General features: G+C 64.4%; 14 protein-coding genes and 1 tRNA gene. 8 read left to right on the forward strand and 7 right to left on the reverse strand.

The annotated features are described in order from the left end of the window. Positions 1-46: 46 nt before the first annotated feature. The 3 genes from OB2597_RS18355 to OB2597_RS18365 all read right to left on the reverse strand — a co-directional run bounded on the left by OB2597_RS18355 (position 47) and on the right by OB2597_RS18365 (position 3,727). Positions 47-769, reverse strand: a complete 723-nt coding sequence (locus OB2597_RS18355; protein WP_009807117.1) for a metallophosphoesterase family protein — start codon at positions 767-769, stop codon at positions 47-49. A 95-nt stretch (positions 770-864) separates the two neighbouring features. Beyond that, positions 865-2,460 carry a phosphoglycerate dehydrogenase gene (serA, locus tag OB2597_RS18360; RefSeq protein ID WP_009807118.1) on the reverse strand — a complete coding sequence of 532 codons (1,596 nt, stop codon included), beginning with the start codon at positions 2,458-2,460 and terminating at the stop codon, positions 865-867. 112 nt (positions 2,461-2,572) lie between these two features. After that, complete coding sequence (locus tag OB2597_RS18365) at positions 2,573-3,727, reverse strand: phosphoserine transaminase (protein WP_009807119.1); 1,155 nt, start codon at positions 3,725-3,727, stop codon at positions 2,573-2,575. Between the two features lie 302 nt (positions 3,728-4,029). Between OB2597_RS18365 and OB2597_RS18370 the strand changes: the two genes are divergently transcribed. From OB2597_RS18370 to OB2597_RS18385, 4 genes are all read left to right on the forward strand, one after another. After that, entirely contained in the window at positions 4,030-4,545 is a 516-nt protein-coding gene (locus OB2597_RS18370; protein WP_009807120.1) for a CoxG family protein, read from the forward strand. Positions 4,546-4,589: 44 nt separating this feature from the next. Beyond that, positions 4,590-5,075 (forward strand): (2Fe-2S)-binding protein, encoded by a 486-nt coding sequence (locus OB2597_RS18375; protein WP_040609962.1) that lies wholly within the window; start codon positions 4,590-4,592, stop codon positions 5,073-5,075. A gap of 78 nt (positions 5,076-5,153) precedes the next feature. Further along, complete coding sequence (locus OB2597_RS18380; RefSeq protein WP_009807122.1) at positions 5,154-7,520, forward strand: xanthine dehydrogenase family protein molybdopterin-binding subunit; 2,367 nt, start codon at positions 5,154-5,156, stop codon at positions 7,518-7,520. A gap of 21 nt (positions 7,521-7,541) precedes the next feature. Then, positions 7,542-8,327, forward strand: coding sequence for an FAD binding domain-containing protein (locus tag OB2597_RS18385; RefSeq protein WP_009807123.1), 786 nt, complete (start codon positions 7,542-7,544; stop codon positions 8,325-8,327). A 52-nt stretch (positions 8,328-8,379) separates the two neighbouring features. Here the strand turns inward: OB2597_RS18385 and OB2597_RS18390 are convergent, their stop codons facing one another. Further along, on the reverse strand, positions 8,380-9,582 hold the full coding sequence (locus OB2597_RS18390) for a winged helix-turn-helix domain-containing protein (RefSeq protein ID WP_009807124.1): 1,203 nt from the start codon (positions 9,580-9,582) through the stop codon (positions 8,380-8,382). After that, entirely contained in the window at positions 9,582-10,610 is a 1,029-nt protein-coding gene (locus OB2597_RS18395; protein ID WP_040609439.1) for a LacI family DNA-binding transcriptional regulator, read from the reverse strand. Before OB2597_RS18395 ends, OB2597_RS18390 begins: the two co-directional genes overlap by 1 nt. A gap of 239 nt (positions 10,611-10,849) precedes the next feature. Between OB2597_RS18395 and OB2597_RS18400 the strand changes: the two genes are divergently transcribed. From OB2597_RS18400 to OB2597_RS21565, 4 genes are all read left to right on the forward strand, one after another. Beyond that, positions 10,850-10,926 (forward strand) — tRNA-Arg (locus OB2597_RS18400). 155 nt (positions 10,927-11,081) lie between these two features. Beyond that, positions 11,082-11,939 (forward strand): hypothetical protein, encoded by an 858-nt coding sequence (locus OB2597_RS18405; RefSeq protein ID WP_009807126.1) that lies wholly within the window; start codon positions 11,082-11,084, stop codon positions 11,937-11,939. Further along, entirely contained in the window at positions 11,936-12,406 is a 471-nt protein-coding gene (locus OB2597_RS22775; protein WP_407636175.1) for a plasmid mobilization protein, read from the forward strand. The genes OB2597_RS18405 and OB2597_RS22775 overlap by 4 nt, the downstream gene beginning before the upstream one ends. After that, positions 12,403-13,959, forward strand: coding sequence for a relaxase family protein (locus tag OB2597_RS21565; RefSeq protein ID WP_084658885.1), 1,557 nt, complete (start codon positions 12,403-12,405; stop codon positions 13,957-13,959). Before OB2597_RS22775 ends, OB2597_RS21565 begins: the two co-directional genes overlap by 4 nt. Positions 13,960-14,112: 153 nt before the next feature. On the opposite strand, the gene OB2597_RS18430 is transcribed toward OB2597_RS21565, so the two are convergent. Both OB2597_RS18430 and OB2597_RS18435 read right to left on the reverse strand, forming a co-directional pair. After that, positions 14,113-14,874, reverse strand: coding sequence for a hypothetical protein (locus OB2597_RS18430; protein WP_040609441.1), 762 nt, complete (start codon positions 14,872-14,874; stop codon positions 14,113-14,115). Next, positions 14,875-16,034 (reverse strand): IS3-like element ISOba2 family transposase gene (locus OB2597_RS18435; RefSeq protein ID WP_238529670.1). Its coding sequence is split into 2 segments (ribosomal slippage): positions 14,875-15,785 and positions 15,785-16,034, totalling 1,161 coding nucleotides; the frame shifts between segments, so codons are not numbered across the junction. Positions 16,035-16,083: the final 49 nt, after the last annotated feature.

Raw genomic sequence — 16,083 nt, forward strand, 5'->3', positions numbered from 1 at the left:
GCCGGTCATGCAACGGCAGGACGGCTTCGGCGGGCCGTAAGGCGCTCTAGGGGGCGAGCCGTTCCCTGCCGCGCCCGGTCAGGAGGAAACAGCCGTCATCGTCGAAACCGGCGACGGAAAGCGCCCGGCCGTAGCCCGCGCCGCCGTCGAGGTTGACCCGGTTGCCGTAATGCTTGGGCGCCTCCAGTGCCGTGTGTCCGTGGACCACCAGCCAGGGGTGGCGCCGGGAATCGGTCAGGAACTCTCCGCGAATCCAGTAGAGATCGTCTTCCGACTGGTCCTTCAGGGCGACGCCCGGGCGGATGCCGGCGTGCACGAAGAGCAGGCCCGGACGTTCGGCAAAGGGTTGCAGGTCCGAAAGGAAGGCGCGGTGCGCGGCGGGCACGGCCACGCGGGCCGCCTGCCACAGCTCGTGCGGCGGTGCGCCGTCGGGGGCCGAGATGCCGTAGCTGCGCAGCGTCTCCATCCCGCCGAGCCGGGAATGCAGCCAGGGAAGGCCGGACTTGATGTTCGCGTCCTCGATCTCGCCGTCCGCCAGAAAGCGCTCGTACATGCGGTCGTGGTTGCCGCGCAGGCAAGTCCAGTTGCGCCCCTCGGCGATGCCGCCCGACAGCAGAGCGACGACGCCGCGGCTGTCCGGCCCGCGGTCGACATAGTCGCCGAGAAAGATCACCTCGGCCCCGTCGCCGCCGTCCCGGTCGATCCGGGCCAGCACCTCTTCCAGCCGGGTGCGCTGTCCGTGAATGTCACCGACTGCGTAAATGGTCATTTCCGTTCACCTTTCCCCATATTCAGGTATTCCTGACAGCCGGAAAGGCAAATGCCGCCCGGATCACCGGGCGGCATGAGAGGTGGGCGGGCACCTCAGGCGATGTCGAACTGCAGCGGCTTGATCTGGCGGAAGAGCCCGGTCTGCTCGAGAGCCGACAGCGCGTCCTTCCGCGGTGCCTCGTCGAGGTAGAGCAGGGCGATCGCCTCGCCGGCCGCCGAGGCGCGGCCGAGGGTGAAGTTGGCGATGTTCACGCCGTTCTGCCCCATGGTCTGGCCGAGCGTGCCGATGATCCCGGGCACGTCCTCGTTCGTGGTGTAGAGCATGTGCGCCCCGACCTCGGCGTCGATGTTGATACCCTTGATCTGGATGAAGCGCGGCTTGCCGTCGCTGAACACCGTGCCCGCGACCGACCTCTCACGCTTGTCCGTCACCACCGTCACCTTGATGTAGCCGTCGAAGGCGCCGGACTTGTCCTGATTGGTGGTCGAGATCTGGATGCCGCGTTCCTTGGCCACGACCGGAGCCGAGACGAGGTTCACGTCCGGATTGGCCCGCTTCATGATCCCCGCGATGACCGAGCAGTTCAGCGCGGCCAGGTTCATGTCGGACACCACGCCGTCATAGAGGATGTTGATCGCCTTGATCGGCTCGTCCGTCATCTGGCCGACGAAGGCGCCGAGGTGACCGGCCAGCTTGACCCAGGGGCCCATGACCTTGGCCTCCTCGGCGGTCATCGAGGGCATGTTCAGCGCGTTCTCGACCGCGCCGTCGATCAGATAGTTCGACATCTGCTCGGCCACCTGCAGCGCCACGTTCTCCTGCGCTTCCGAGGTCGAGGCGCCGAGATGCGGGGTGCAGACCACGTTGGGCAGGTTGAAGAGCACGTTGTCGGTCGCCGGTTCCTCGGCGAAGACGTCGAAGCCCGCGCCGGCCACGTGACCGGACTTCAGCAGCTCGGCCAGCGCCGCTTCGTCCACGAGGCCGCCGCGGGCGCAGTTGACGATCCGCACGCCCTTCTTGGTCTTGGCCAGGTTCTCCTTCGACAGGATGTTGCGGGTCTGGTCGGTCAGCGGAACGTGCAGCGTGATGAAGTCGGACCGCGTGAGCAGTTCCTCGAGCTCGACCTTCTCCACCCCCATCTTCTCGGCCTTTTCCGCGCCGAGATAGGGATCGTAGGCCACGACCTTCATCTTCAGCCCGCGCGCCCGGTCGCAGACGATGCCGCCGATGTTGCCCGCGCCGATGACGCCAAGCGTCTTGCCGGTCAGTTCCACGCCCATGAAGCGGGATTTCTCCCACTTGCCGGCATGGGTCGAGGCGCTGGCCTCGGGGATCTGACGCGCCACGGCGAACATCATCGCGATGGCGTGCTCGGCGGTGGTGATCATGTTGCCGAAGGGCGTGTTCATGACGATCACGCCCTTCTTCGAGGCGGCGTCCTTGTCCACGTTGTCGGTGCCGATGCCGGCGCGGCCCACGACCTTGAGGTGGTCGGCCTTTTCCAGCAGGGCGGCGGTGACCTTGGTGGCGGACCGGATGGCGAGGCCGTCATACTGGCCGATCACCTCGGCCAGCTTCTCCTTGTCCTTGCCGAGGTCCGGCATGAAGTCCACGTCGATGCCGCGGTCGCGGAAGATCTGGACGGCGGTTTCGGAAAGCTTGTCGGATACGAGTACTCTGGGGGCCATGTCAGGCGCTCCTTGATGAGGATGTTCGGGGGGAGGTGCCCCGGCCTTGCGCCGGGGCCCCGCGGCCATGGAAAAACGGCAGGAGGTCCCGGCGCGCAGGCCGGGACACGGGTCAGGCGGCTTCGGCCTGCGCGGCGATCTCGGCCTCGAAGGCCCACTCGATCCAGGGCAGAAGCGCCTCGATATCCGTGGTCTCGACCGTCGCGCCGCACCAGATCCGCAGACCGGCGGGGGCATCGCGATAGGCGCCGATGTCGAGCGCCACGCCCTCCTTCTCCAGCCGCTTGGCCACGGCCTTGGCAAAGGTCGCGCCGTCGGTGATCCGGTCATCCGTGAACTTGAGGCACACGGAGGTGTTCGACCGCGTCGCCGGATCGACCGCGAGGTTCGCGATCCAGTCGGTCCGGTCGCAGAACTTCCAGATCGCGCCGGCATTGGCGTCGGCCCGCGCCATCAGCGCCTCGAGCCCGCCGATCCCGCGCGCCCAGGCCAACGCGACAAGGTAATCCTCGACCGCGAGCATCGAGGGCGTGTTGATCGTCTCGCCCCTGAAGATGCCTTCGTTCAGCTTGCCGCCCTTGGTCATGCGGAAGATCTTGGGCAGCGGCCAGGCCGGGGTGTAGGACTCCAGCCGTTCGACGGCACGGGGGGACAGGATCAGCATCCCGTGCGCCGCCTCGCCGCCCATCACCTTCTGCCAGGAGAAGGTGGTCACATCCAGCTTGTCCCACGGCAGGTCCTGCGCGAAGGCGGCCGAGGTCGCGTCGCAGATCGTCAGCCCGGCGCGGTCCGATGGAATCGCCGCGCCGTCGGGCACCCGCACGCCGCTGGTCGTACCGTTCCAGGTGAAGACGACATCGGTGTCGAAATCGACCGTCGCGAAATCGACGATCTCGCCATAGCCGGCTTCCTTGATCTCCGCGTCGATCTTCAGCTGCTTGACCACGTCCGTGACCCAGCCCGCACCGAAGCTTTCCCAGGCCAGCATCGTCGCCTTGCGCGCGCCCAGCATCGACCACATGGCCATCTCGACCGCGCCGGTGTCCGAGGCGGGCACGATGCCGATCCGGTAGTCGGCCGGAATGCCCAGAAGCTCGCGCGTCTCTTCGATCGCGGCCTTCAGCTTTTCCTTGCCGATGGCGGCGCGGTGCGACCGGCCGAGTGCGGCGTCGGAGAGCCTGTCGAGGTGGAATGTGGGGATCTTGGCACAGGGGCCGGATGAGAATCGCGGATTGGCCGGCCGCGATGCCGGAGCGTTGATCGCCATTGATGGTAACCTTCCAGTCAAGCGCCCCTCGTTGGGGAGGGGTGTCCCGCCGCCGCGTATAGGGGTGATTCCGCCGCCGCGCAACGCGGGAAATGTCGGTTCCGCGGGACGGAAAGTCGCATTTCAGGCCCGGTGTAGTCCCACGTGACGCCTATCGGAAACTTTGCGCCGCACCGTGCGATACAAGGGGCGTCACGCGTTGCGGCCGGTCGGCGGGGCGCAGCGTGGCGCGGGGCGCGGCCGGAATTCGTTTGCAGCCGCGCGACTTCACGCTAGGGTCGGGGAAACACCGGGAGGCCGCCATGCAACTTACTGATTCCCGCGAGATCTCTGCCGACAGGCAAACTGTTTATGCCGCTCTGCTGTCGCCGGACGTGCTCCAGCAATGCGTGCCGGGCTGCCAGGAGCTGACCGGCACCCCGGAGGACGGTTTCGAGGCCACGGTGGTCCAGAAGGTCGGCCCGGTGAAGGCCACCTTCAAGGGCACGGTCACCATCTCGAACATGAACGAACCGGAAAGCCTGACCCTCTCGGGCGAGGGCAAGGGCGGAGCCGCGGGGTTCGCGAAGGGCGGCGCCGACGTGCGGCTGGAAGAGATCGAGGGCGGCACGCGCCTGCACTACGAGGTCGAGGCCAAGGTCGGCGGCAAGCTCGCGCAGCTCGGCAGCCGCGTGATCGACGGGTTCGCCAAGAAGATGGCGGACCAGTTCTTCGAGAATTTCGCCAACGCGGTCGAGGGGCCCAAGGACGAGGCCGCGGCCGAAGAGGGGCCGGGCGATCAGCCCAAGGAGGGCTGGTTCAAACGCCTGACATCTTGAAACGACAGGATTGCCGGGCGACCGGTGAGCATAACGGGAGGTACATCATGAAAGTCACGATGACGGTCAATGGGAAATCCATGTCCGGAGAGGCCGAGGGGCGCACGCTCCTGTCGTCGTTCCTGCGCGAGGAGCTGGGCCTGACCGGCACCCATGTCGGCTGCGACACCAGCCAGTGCGGCGCCTGCACCGTCCATGTCGATGGCCGGCAGGTCAAGGCCTGCACCATGTTCGCCGCCGAAGCCGAGGGGACCGACGTCACAACGATCGAGGGCATGGCCAACGCCGACGGGTCGCTCAACACGATCCAGCAGGCGTTCCAGGACTATCACGGCCTGCAATGCGGTTTCTGCACGCCGGGCATGGTAATGGCGGCGAGCTCGCTTCTGGAGCAGAACCCCAAGCCGAGCGAGACCGAGATCCGGGAACACCTGCACGGCAACATCTGCCGGTGCACGGGCTACCACAACATCGTCAAGGCGATCATGGCCGCATCCGGTCAGGACGTTCCGGCCGTCGCGGCCGAATAAGCGGACCATCCCGGCGCAGAGGTGCGCCGCGAGACGTGACCGGGTGTCGGGAGGGACACCCTACCCAGGGAGGATAACATGCCCAAAGACGGCATCGGCGCCAGCACCAAGCGGCGCGAAGACGTGCGTTTCCTGACCGGCACGGGCCGGTACACGGATGACATCAATCTCGGCAAGCAGCTCTACGTGCATTTCCTGCGCGCCGACGTGGCCCATGCCAGGATCAACGGCATCGACACCTCGGCGGCCGAGGGCATGCCGGGCGTTGTCCGCATCTTCACCGCGAAGGATTTCGAAGGCGTCGGCGGGCTGCCCTGCGGCTGGCAGGTGACCGACAAGCATGGCCAGCCCATGCAGGAGCCCAAGCACCCGATCATCGCCGAGGGCAAGATCCGCCATGTCGGCGAAATCGTCGCCGCCGTGGTCGCCGAGACCCTCGATCAGGCCCGCGACGCGGCCGAGGCGATCATGCCCGACCTCGAGGAACTGCCCGCGGTCGTCGACATGAAGGAAGCCGTCAGGGAGGGCGCGACCAAGGTTCACGACGACCTGACCTCGAACCTCTGCTATGACTGGGGCTTCGTCGAGGAGAACAAGGCCGCCGTGGACGAAGCCTTCGAAAAGGCCGCGCATGTCACGACGCTGGAACTGGTGAACAACCGTCTCGTCGCCAATCCGATGGAGCCGCGGGTGGCCGTCGGCGACTATGCCGCGCATAGCGACGAATCGACCCTGTACACCACCTCGCAGAACCCGCACGTGATCCGGCTGCTGATGGGCGCCTTCGTGCTCGGCATTCCCGAGCACAAGTTGCGCGTCGTGGCCCCGGACGTGGGCGGCGGCTTCGGCACCAAGATCTTCCACTATGCCGAAGAGGCCTTCTGCACCTTCGCCGCGAAACAGCTGCGGCGCCCGGTCAAGTGGACCTCGACCCGGTCCGAAGCCTTCATCTCGGACGCGCATGGCCGCGACCACGTGTCGAAGATCCAGATCGCGCTGGATGCCGACAACAACTTTACCGCGCTGCGCACCGACACCTATGCCAACATGGGCGCCTATCTCTCGACCTTCGCGCCCTCGGTTCCGACCTGGCTGCACGGGGTCCTGATGGCGGGCAACTATCGCACGCCGCTGATCTACGTGAACGTCAAGGCGGTCTTCACCAACACCGTGCCCGTCGACGCCTATCGCGGGGCCGGTCGCCCCGAGGCGACCTATCAGCTGGAACGCTGCATCGACAAATGCGCGCGCGAACTGGGCGTCGACCCGGCCGAGCTGCGGCGGCAGAACTTCATCACGCCCGACCAGTTCCCCTATGCGACCCCGGTCGCGGTGGAATACGACACCGGCAACTATCACGCCACGCTCGACAAGGCGCTGGAACTGGCGGACGTGGCGGGCTTCGAGGCACGGGCCGAGGAGTCGAAGCGGACCGGCAAGCTGCGCGGACTGGGCATCGCCAACTATATCGAGGCCTGCGGCATCGCGCCCTCGAACCTCGTCGGTCAGCTGGGTGCCCGCGCCGGTCTCTACGAATCCGCCACCGTCAGGGTGAACGCGACCGGCGGCGTGGTTGTCATGACCGGTTCGCACAGCCACGGCCAGGGGCACGAGACGACCTTTCCGCAGGTGATCGCCGACATGATCGGCATCGACGCCAGCCAGGTCGAGATCGTGCACGGCGACACCGCCAACACCCCGATGGGGATGGGCACCTACGGCTCGCGCTCTCTCGCGGTCGGGGGCTCGGCCATGTTCCGCGCGGCGGAAAAGGTGATCAACAAGGCCAAGAAGATCGCGGCCCACCTGATGGAGGCCTCCGAAGGCGATATCGAACTCAAGGACGGCCAGTTCACCGTCGCCGGCACCGACAAGTCGGTGGCTTGGGGCGACGTGACCCTTGCCGCCTATGTGCCGCACAACTACCCGCTGGACCAGATCGAGCCGGGGCTGGAGGAAACGGCGTTCTACGATCCCGCGAACTTCACCTATCCCTCGGGCACCTACATCTGCGAGGTCGAGGTGGACGAGGGCACCGGCCAGGTCGAGGTGCTGAGCTTCACCGCCGCCGACGATTTCGGCAACGTGGTGAACCCGATGATCGTCGAGGGGCAGGTCCATGGCGGTGTCGCGCAGGGCATCGGCCAGGCACTGCTGGAGAACTGCGCCTACGATGCGGACGGCCAGCTCCTTTCGGCCACCTACATGGACTATGCCATGCCGCGCGCGGCCGACCTGCCGATGATCACGGTCGACCATTCCTGCCAGACGCCCTGCACGCACAACCCGCTCGGCGTGAAGGGCTGCGGCGAGGCCGGCGCGATCGGTGCGCCTCCGGCGCTGGTCAATGCCGTGCTGGACGCGCTCAACCGGAACGGCCATGCTGTCGACCATATCGACATGCCGCTGTCGCCGGCCCGTGTCTGGTCCGCGATGAACGCTTGAACCCATTGAGGGAGAAACGAAATGTATAACTTCGAGTTTGTGAAGCCCTCCAGTGTGGACGAGGCGGTCGCGGCCCTCAAGGACGAGGACGCGCAGCCGCTTTCGGGCGGGCAGACGCTGATCCCGACGCTGAAGCAGCGCCTGAACCAGCCCTCCCGGCTGGTCAGCCTGCTGGGCATCGCCGACCTGGTCGGCCTGTCGGAAAGCGGCGGCGAGATGACGATCAAGGGGGCCACCAACCACGCGACGGTGGCGGCCGAGGCCGCGTCCTCGTTTCCCGGCCTTGCGGCGCTGGCGGGCAAGATCGGCGATCCCGCGGTCCGCAACCGCGGCACCATCGGCGGATCGATCGCCAACAATGACCCCTCGGCCTGTTACCCGGCGGCCGCGATGGCCTGTCAGGCGACCATCGTCACCAACACCCGCGAAATCGCGGCCGACGATTTCTTCGAAGGCATGTTCGCCACGGCGCTGGACGAGGGCGAGATCGTGACGGCGGTGAGGTTCCCGGTCCCCGAGGCCTCGAACTACCAGAAGTTCGAACAGCCCGCCTCGCGTTTTCCGCTGACGGGTGTCTTCGTGGCGAAATATGCCGACCGGGTCGGCGTCGGCGTCACCGGCGCGTCGAACGACGGCGTCTTTCGCTGGAAGGAAGCCGAGGAGGCGCTCGCCAGCAATTTCTCGCCCGATGCGATCAGCGGCCTCACGGTTCCCGCGGACGACATGATCAGCGACCTGCATGGCAGCGCCGAATACCGGGCGCATCTGGTCAAGGTGCTGACCGGCCGGGGCGTGGCCGCCTGCTGAGACGGGTTGCGGGGATGTGAACCGAACCGCCGCCCCGCCCGGGCGGCGGCTTTCACTGGAGCCAGTCCGGCGCGATCCGGACCCCGTCGCAGTCGGCGAACCGGGCCATCCGGTCCAGTTCGGCCTCCAGTTTGGCCAGCCGTCCCTTGGCGGGGCGGACCCCGGGCTCCAGCCACAGCTTGCTCACCTCGAGTAGGCGGGCCGCGCGATCGGCCTTCATGTCGATCCGCCCGATCAGCCGTTCCCCTTCGAGGATGGGAAAGACGTAATATCCGTACTTGCGTTTCTCGGCCGGCACGAAGATCTCGATCCGGTAGAGGAAGCCGAAGAGCCGTTCCGCCCGGTTCCGGTCCCGCAGGGCGGGGTCGAAGGGGCTGAGCACGCGGACCCGGTTGGGGGCGGGCGGCAGCGTCGCCGCGCGTTCCGCGGTGCCGGGCCAGGCGACGGATTTCCGCGCCCGGCCGTCCTGGCAGATCACGTCGATCTCTTCCAGCCGCCCCTCGGCCAGCCCGCGGGCGGTCCAGTCCCTCGCCTCGGCCGGCGACACATGCGCCCAGAAGGCCGCGATCTCGCCCGATGTCGCAAAGCCCAGCCGGTCCAGCGCGCCCCGGCAGAACCACTCCACCGCCTCCTCCGTATCGGGGGCAGGGCGGGCGCTGGCGTCGGGATGCACGCGCTCTGGAAGATCGTAGAATTTCTGAAATCCCTGACGTTTGCTGATCGAGAGCGATCCGGTCCGCCACAGGAACTCCAGCGCCGCCTTCGAGGGGTGCCAGTTCCACCAGCCCCCCGACCGCCCGCGATCCTCCTCGCCCAGCAGATCGGACGAACGTACCGGCCCCGCGCGGGCGACATGCGCCTTCACCCGCTCGATCTCGTCCATGTAGGCTTCGCCCTGCCAGGTCCGCCATTTCTCGGACAGCCGCGCCCGGGTCCGGCGAAAGGGCAGGCTCCAGTACGGGTAGAATTCTGTCGGGATGATCGCGGCATCATGGGTCCAGTGCTCGAAGAGCGACCTCTCGCGCTCCAGCAGATGCGCGAGCGATTTCGGCCGGTACGCCGGCCGCCGCGCAAAGAGGATCATGTGGTGGGCCCGCGCGACGGTGCTGACGCTGTCCACCTGCACGAAGCCCAGGGCACGGATCACCTCGAGAAGGTCGCGCCCTCTGCCGGGGCCGGCGGGCGGGTCGCCCAGCAGGTGCTTGTGCAGGAAGAGCCGCCGCGCGGCCTGGTTGTCCAGGACCGGCCGCGCCATCAGGGCGCGCGCAGCGTGTCGCCGGGATTGATGCGCGGCGTCAGCTCGACCTTGTTGCCGGGCGCCTCGTCCGTGTCGAGCCGGCCGAGGATGATCTCGGCCGCACGGCTGCCGATCTCCTGCCGGCAACTGTCCATCGTGGCCAGTTTCGTCGGCAGCCCCTGCAGCAGACGCACGTCGTTGAACCCGGCCAGCCCGATCCGGTTGGGCACGTCATAGCCCTGTTCCTGCAGCCAGAGCAGGCCGCCCGCGCCGATCATGTCGTTGGAATAATAAAGGAAATCCAGTTCCGGCGAGCGTTCCATCATCGCCTTCGTCATCTCGCGCCCCTTGGCGAGGGCCGAACCGTCGGTGTAGAACTCCCGGTCCTCGATCTCGACCCCGCCCTTGGCGAGCGCTTCGGTGAACCCCTCGAACCGCTTGCGCGCGCGGTGATCCAGTCCCAGCCGCGTGCCCATGAACCCGATCCGCCGGTAGCCCGAGGCCAGGATGGCCTGCCCCATCTCGCGGCCCGCGCGGCGGTGCGAAATGCCGACCGCCGCGTCGATCGGCGTGCCGTCGGTATCCATGATCTCGACCACCGGAATACCCGCGGCGGCCAGCATGGCCCGGGCCGCGTCGGAATGTTCCAGCCCCGCGACGATCACGCCCGAGGGCCGCCAGGACAGCATCTCGTACAGGACCTTCTCTTCCTTCTCGGGCTGGTAGTCGGTGACGCCGACCACGGGCTGCAGTTCGGTCTCTTCCAGGGTGCGGCTGATCCCGGTGAGCACCTCGGGAAACACCATGTTCGACAGCGAAGGGATGATCACCGCGACCAGGTTCACCCGCTGGCTGGCCAGCGCGCCCGCGATCTTGTTGGGCACATACCCCAGCCGTTTCGCCGCCTCGAGCACCCGGGCCCGCGTCGTGGCCGAGACATCGCCGCGGTTGCGCAGCACGCGGCTTACGGTCATTTCGGAAACACCGGACGCTTCGGATACGTCACGAAGCGTCAGCGGGCGTCTGTCGGATGGGGGCACTGCCATGGTCCTGCAATTGATGCCGAATCCTAGCGTGCGCCCCGACCCCGTTCAAGCGGCAAGGCCCGGTTTCCCGCCCGGCGGATGTCGCGCGACCGGCGAGGGGGCGGCCGCCGTCCGGCGGGTCCCGCGCCAGGAGGAGACGTGGATGGACACGTCGCGGCGGATTTTTTGACGCACTTCTTTCCTTCGGCCCCGCAACCGACATGACAAGCCGCGCGGGCTTCGCTAAGAGGGGCGGGCGCGGCCCCGTGGCTCAACTGGATAGAGCAGCCCCCTCCTAAGGGGCAGGTTGCAGGTTCGAATCCTGCCGGGGTCGCCAAAACCACCTGAAAAATATGGCTTATTTACAGGGCTTTGTGCGGAAGCGTGCAATAAGTCCCGTGAGCTTTCGTGGCGAAATCGGCTGAAACGGCCGATTTCTCGTACAAAACCTGTACAAAATTCGCACGTTTGTGCGCATTTTGGGGGCCAAACATGAGCCGCCATAGCTTTGATCCCGAAATCGCCGGACAGGTTGGCCTGAACGCGGCGGTGATTTTCCAGAACATCACCTTCTGGATCGAGAAGAACCAAGCCAATCGCCGGAACCTTCGAGACGGGCGGTATTGGACCTACAATTCGATCTCGGCCTTCGGTGAGCTGTTCCCTTATCTGAGCGAAAAGCAGATCCGAACAGCCCTCGAAAAGCTGGTTAGCGCAGAGCTGATCATCAAGGGTAATTTCAGCGATGATCGTTATGATCGGACCTGCTGGTATGCCCTGGGCAACTCCATTTGCCCAAATGGGCAAATCGATCCGACCAAACGGGAAAATGATGCATTTGCCCGTGAGGGCAAGCCATCTGCCCCAGAGGGCAAATCCTATAAGTACAGATATAAACCATATCAAAAACCAGATCCTTCGCACGCAAAGGCGGCGGTGGAGGATGAAGTTTCCGAAAGGATTTTGTCCGCCTATCCCGAGGACCGCGTTCGCGGCAAAGCCGTTTGCCTCTCGCAAATCCGCCAAGCGCTGACCGACGGTGTGGATGCCAAAGACCTCGAGGACGCCGTGCAGGCCTATGCGACTGAGAGCGAGGGTTTTACCCGATCAAAGGTTTGCTTTTCGGACAACTGGTTCACCTCTGGCCGTTGGTTGAAGTATCTGCAGAACGTTCAGGAGGCGCGAGAAGCCGGCAAAGCCAAAGAGGTCGAACTGCTGAAAGGCTTGGCCGACTGGGTCACGGACCGCCATCCGCTTTGCCGCCACATCACGCCCGGCCAAGTGACCGCGTTGCTGGCCGCAAACCTGGTCAGCACTGCTGAAATCGAAGCGGCGGGGCTCAGGCCATGAGTGCGACCGCCCCCCACAAAGAGCAGAGAGCAAGGTTACCCACCGATTACATCGGCGGGACTTGTGAGGGGCGGCAAGCCTCCCCTTCAAACCCCAACCAGACGCGCGCAAGCGGCGTCAAAGAGGGCCTTTCCGAGAGTGTGATCTTTCGATGCACCCCGTCGGAAAAGGCAGCGCTTGTGGCCAAGGCGCACGCCGCCGGCCTGCCCAATGCCACGTTGATGCGCGAGGCCTTGGGGTTGACCGAGGCACGTCGGCGCAAGCCTGTCCCACGTGTCGACCCAAAGCTGACCTTTGCGATTGCCCGTGTCGGTGGCAACCTCAATCAGCTCTCCCGCTGGATCAACGGCGCGGTCAAGTCCGGCCGGGCGAGCCAGATCGATGCGCTCAAGGTTGCTACGCAGTTGGTGATCATCGAGCGGCAATTGGCGCAGATCGCGGCGGCACACTCAGACGGTGACGCATGATCATATCCTTCTTCTCCACCGGCACAGGTGGCGGCGCAGCCCCCGTTGACTACCTGACCGCGCGCGAAGTTCTGGCCTATGACGAGCACCGCAATCTGATCCGCGACGACAACGGCCAGCCGCAAATCAAGATCCGTGAGTCGCTGCCCGAGGTACTGCACGGCAACCCCGACCAAACCCGCGACCTGATCGACGCGAGCCCCAACAAGTGGAGCTACACGGCAGGTGTGATCAGCTTTGCCGATAGCGATGATCCCAGTCCCGACGCCCAGCAAGAGGCCATTGAGCTATTTGAGGCTCTGGCCTTTGCCGGGCTGGACAGGGATCAATACGATTGCCTTTGGGTGCGTCACTCGCATGAAGGTAATGTCGAGCTGCACTTCTGCACGCCGCGCCTTGAGCTTGGCACCGGTAAGGCTCTGAACATCGCGCCACCAGGGCATGAGAACGCCTTTGCCAGCCTGCGCGATTTGATGAACAAGACGCACGGTTGGGCAGACCCTTTGGACCCAGAACGCGCCCGCGAAGTGAGGGCGACGATTGAGGCGCCGACGCGCGCGCAAGGTCGCGAAGAGCTGCACGATTGGATCCTCGATCAGATCAGCGTCGGCATCATCACCGACCGCGCCAGTATGATCGATGCGCTCACGGACGCAGGCTTCGAGATCCCCCGCGCCAGCAAGAACTACATCACTGCCAAAGACCCCGACACCGGCGAGCGCTGGCGATTGAAAGGAGAGATTTTCCATGACGACTGGCAAGCCGAACCGCCTCGCCGAGAAATTGAACGCGGACCTGGAGACAGTACGCAGCGACCACGCCGCCATGATGGCATCTCAGCTGGAGAGCTTCAGGAGCGATTTCAGCAGCATTGCGACCAGCGCGCTGCATACAATCGAAACCGATATCAGGTTCTTTCTGAGCGACAGCAAGAGCGAGTTGGAGAGGCGGAGCGAGACGATCAGGCGCTGGTTGACGATCTCGCCGTGGGTGATCGTGGGGATGGTCTCAGCCTGGATCGCGACGGTGCTGATGGCGAGTTGGTTTTGGACGGGTTTGATCATGCGCTCGGAGATGTCGATGCTTGGCCTGACCCGGATCGAACAGGCTGGGCAGACATGGGTGACGCTGGACCCCGAACGGACCGAATTGAAGACCTGCACATTGGCGCAGACGCCGATCATCTGCATCAAGATCAAGGAGCCTTAGATGACGCAACCCCTGACAGCATTGGAGCGCGAATTGCTCGCATCCGTCGAGCGGTTGGTGACGGCCTGCGAGAGCTCAGCCAAGGAATTGCACGCCTTGGAGAAACGCTCGACCAGCAGGATCGAAAGCAAGGTGAATGGCTTGGCGCATTGCGTGGCGCTATTGATGAAATCACATCTCACGTCCGTCACCACATTGGCCGACTTGCTGCGCGAGGAGCAGAATTACGAGACGCTGCAGGCGGGGTTAGAGACCAGCTGGAAACTAGCGAAAGACGCCGAGAAGCGGCTGAAAGAGAGTTAGATGCGAGAGTTAGTCACCGCAGCGCGGGGCATTCGCTTTGAAATAAGCACATGCAAGAGCTAAAAAGAGATAGCCCAACTTTTTGATGTTTGAACCCAGATTAACTAAATGCTGAGAAATGGCAGCGATTCAACTAGCCCTATACGTGTTTTAGCTCCGACGCCGCTGCCGATGCGCGACAGAACGGTGCGACGCTAGTAAACCATTTCCGATGCTTTTTTCGCATACCAAAAACGCATTTGTTCGCCGCCTCGCTTTAGTCCTACGTAAATCTCCCGAACGCCTAAGGAATCATCGTAACTCCTACTTGATTTGTACTTAGAGAAACTAAGCTTGTAGATCAGGCCTTTCTTGTGGGATTCTAGAACCTCATCGAGCCAATCTCGCTTCGCCCAAAGGATGGAGCCCTCGTCCTGATATCTGCTTCCACGCCCATCGGGGTCCGGCCTCCACTCGCCCCAAACTTCGCTCTTCAAGACTTGTTTCCCAGTATTGTCTTGCCAGTAGCGTTCATTTTCGTCGGCTCTCAATCCGAGAAGCTTATTTAGAGCCAGCCCCAGCTTTGGACGGGCTATCGCACCACGTGTGGCCCACTTGTCGCGTTCATCAATGCCAATGGGATACTTCTCGGGCTCCCAAATCAGAGGGTCAAACAGCCCCTTCGTCCTGTATCGATCAATTCGCCCGTCCGAGCCAAAACTCGGCAACCAAAGATCATGATCAGGCGTCTTCGCGAACGCCGAGCATTGCTTAACCGCTCCGCGTTCGGGCAACAGAGCGGAGACAAGGCCTACGTGTACGCCGTCGCGCGATTCCCAGCGTCCGCACAGGGGTAGGAAGCGATCCTCCGCATCCACAGGAAATCCAACCTTTTGGAACAGTTTTTCCTTATCAAGAAGTGTTTCCTGACTTCCCTTACGCTCTCCCAGGTGACCTGCCCCCTGCCGGTCCCTCATTCATAACGAGAGTCTGCAGTTTGGATTTGGGTATTCCGGTTCTCCGTCTGGCGCAAGCGCGCCGGGCGCGGAGCCCTCAATTTGCTCAAGCGCCCGCCGCGCTTGCTGCGGCGTCTGGTTGCCGAGCGACGAGTGTGGCCTGACCGTGTTGTAATCGTAGCGCCACAAGGCCAGCTTGCGGCGTGCATCGTCCAGGCTGTCGAATATCTCCTCGTTCAAGAGCTCGTCGCGCAGGCTGCCGTTGAAGCTCTCGATGAAGGCGTTCTGCTGCGGCTTGCCCGGATCGATGTAGTGCCAGGGCACCCTGTTCTCGTCAGCCCATTTCAGGATGGCCCGACTGGTGAACTCCGTCCCGTTATCACTGACAATGCAGCCCGGCTGTCCGTAGACCCGGATCAGGGCGCTGAGTTCCCGGGCCACTCGTGCGCCCGACAGACTCGTGTCCGCGATGAGGCACAGGCATTCCCGCGTGCAGTCGTCGATTACGGCGAGGATGCGGAACTTCCGCGAGGCGCCGAAACTGTCGGACACGAAGTCCAGGGACCAGCGCGCGTTGGGACACGCGGCAACGGGCATCGGTGCTCTGGTGCCGCGCGTCCGTTTCCGGCCGCGGCGCCGTTTTACCGACAACCCTTCCTCACGGTAAATGCGATACAGCTTCTTGTGGTTCATGATCATGCCCTTGCGTTCCAGCAATATGCCGATCCGGCGATAGCCGAACCGACGCCGCTTGCCGGCGATCTCCTGCATCTCCTTGCGGATCTCAGCACTGTCCGGCGGGCGGTCTCGCCGGACAGTCTTGGGATCGACACCGACCAGCCTGCAGGCCCGGCGCTGCGAGATGTCGTGATCCCGCATCACTCGGAGCGCCGCGTCTCGCCGCTTGGTCAACGTCGTCAGCTCTTTCCCAGCAGGTCTTTCAAGACAACGTTGTCCAGCATCGTATCCGCCAGCAGGCGCTTGAGCTTGGCGTTCTCGTCCTCGAGGGCTTTCAGCCTGGCCGCCTCGGACACTTCCATGCCGCCATACTTGGACTTCAGCTTGTAGAAGGTCGCCGTGCTCAGCCCATGCCTGCGGCACACCTCGGCTGTCGGCATACCGGCTTCCTGCTCCTTGATCATCCCGATTATCTGCGCCTCGGTGAAACGGCTCTTTCGCATTCGTCTGCTCCTTCAGAGTTGGCGCAGACTCTACATCATGGTGAGGGAT

The organism is Pseudooceanicola batsensis HTCC2597 (assembly GCF_000152725.1).
GTDB lineage: Bacteria > Pseudomonadota > Alphaproteobacteria > Rhodobacterales > Rhodobacteraceae > Pseudooceanicola > Pseudooceanicola batsensis.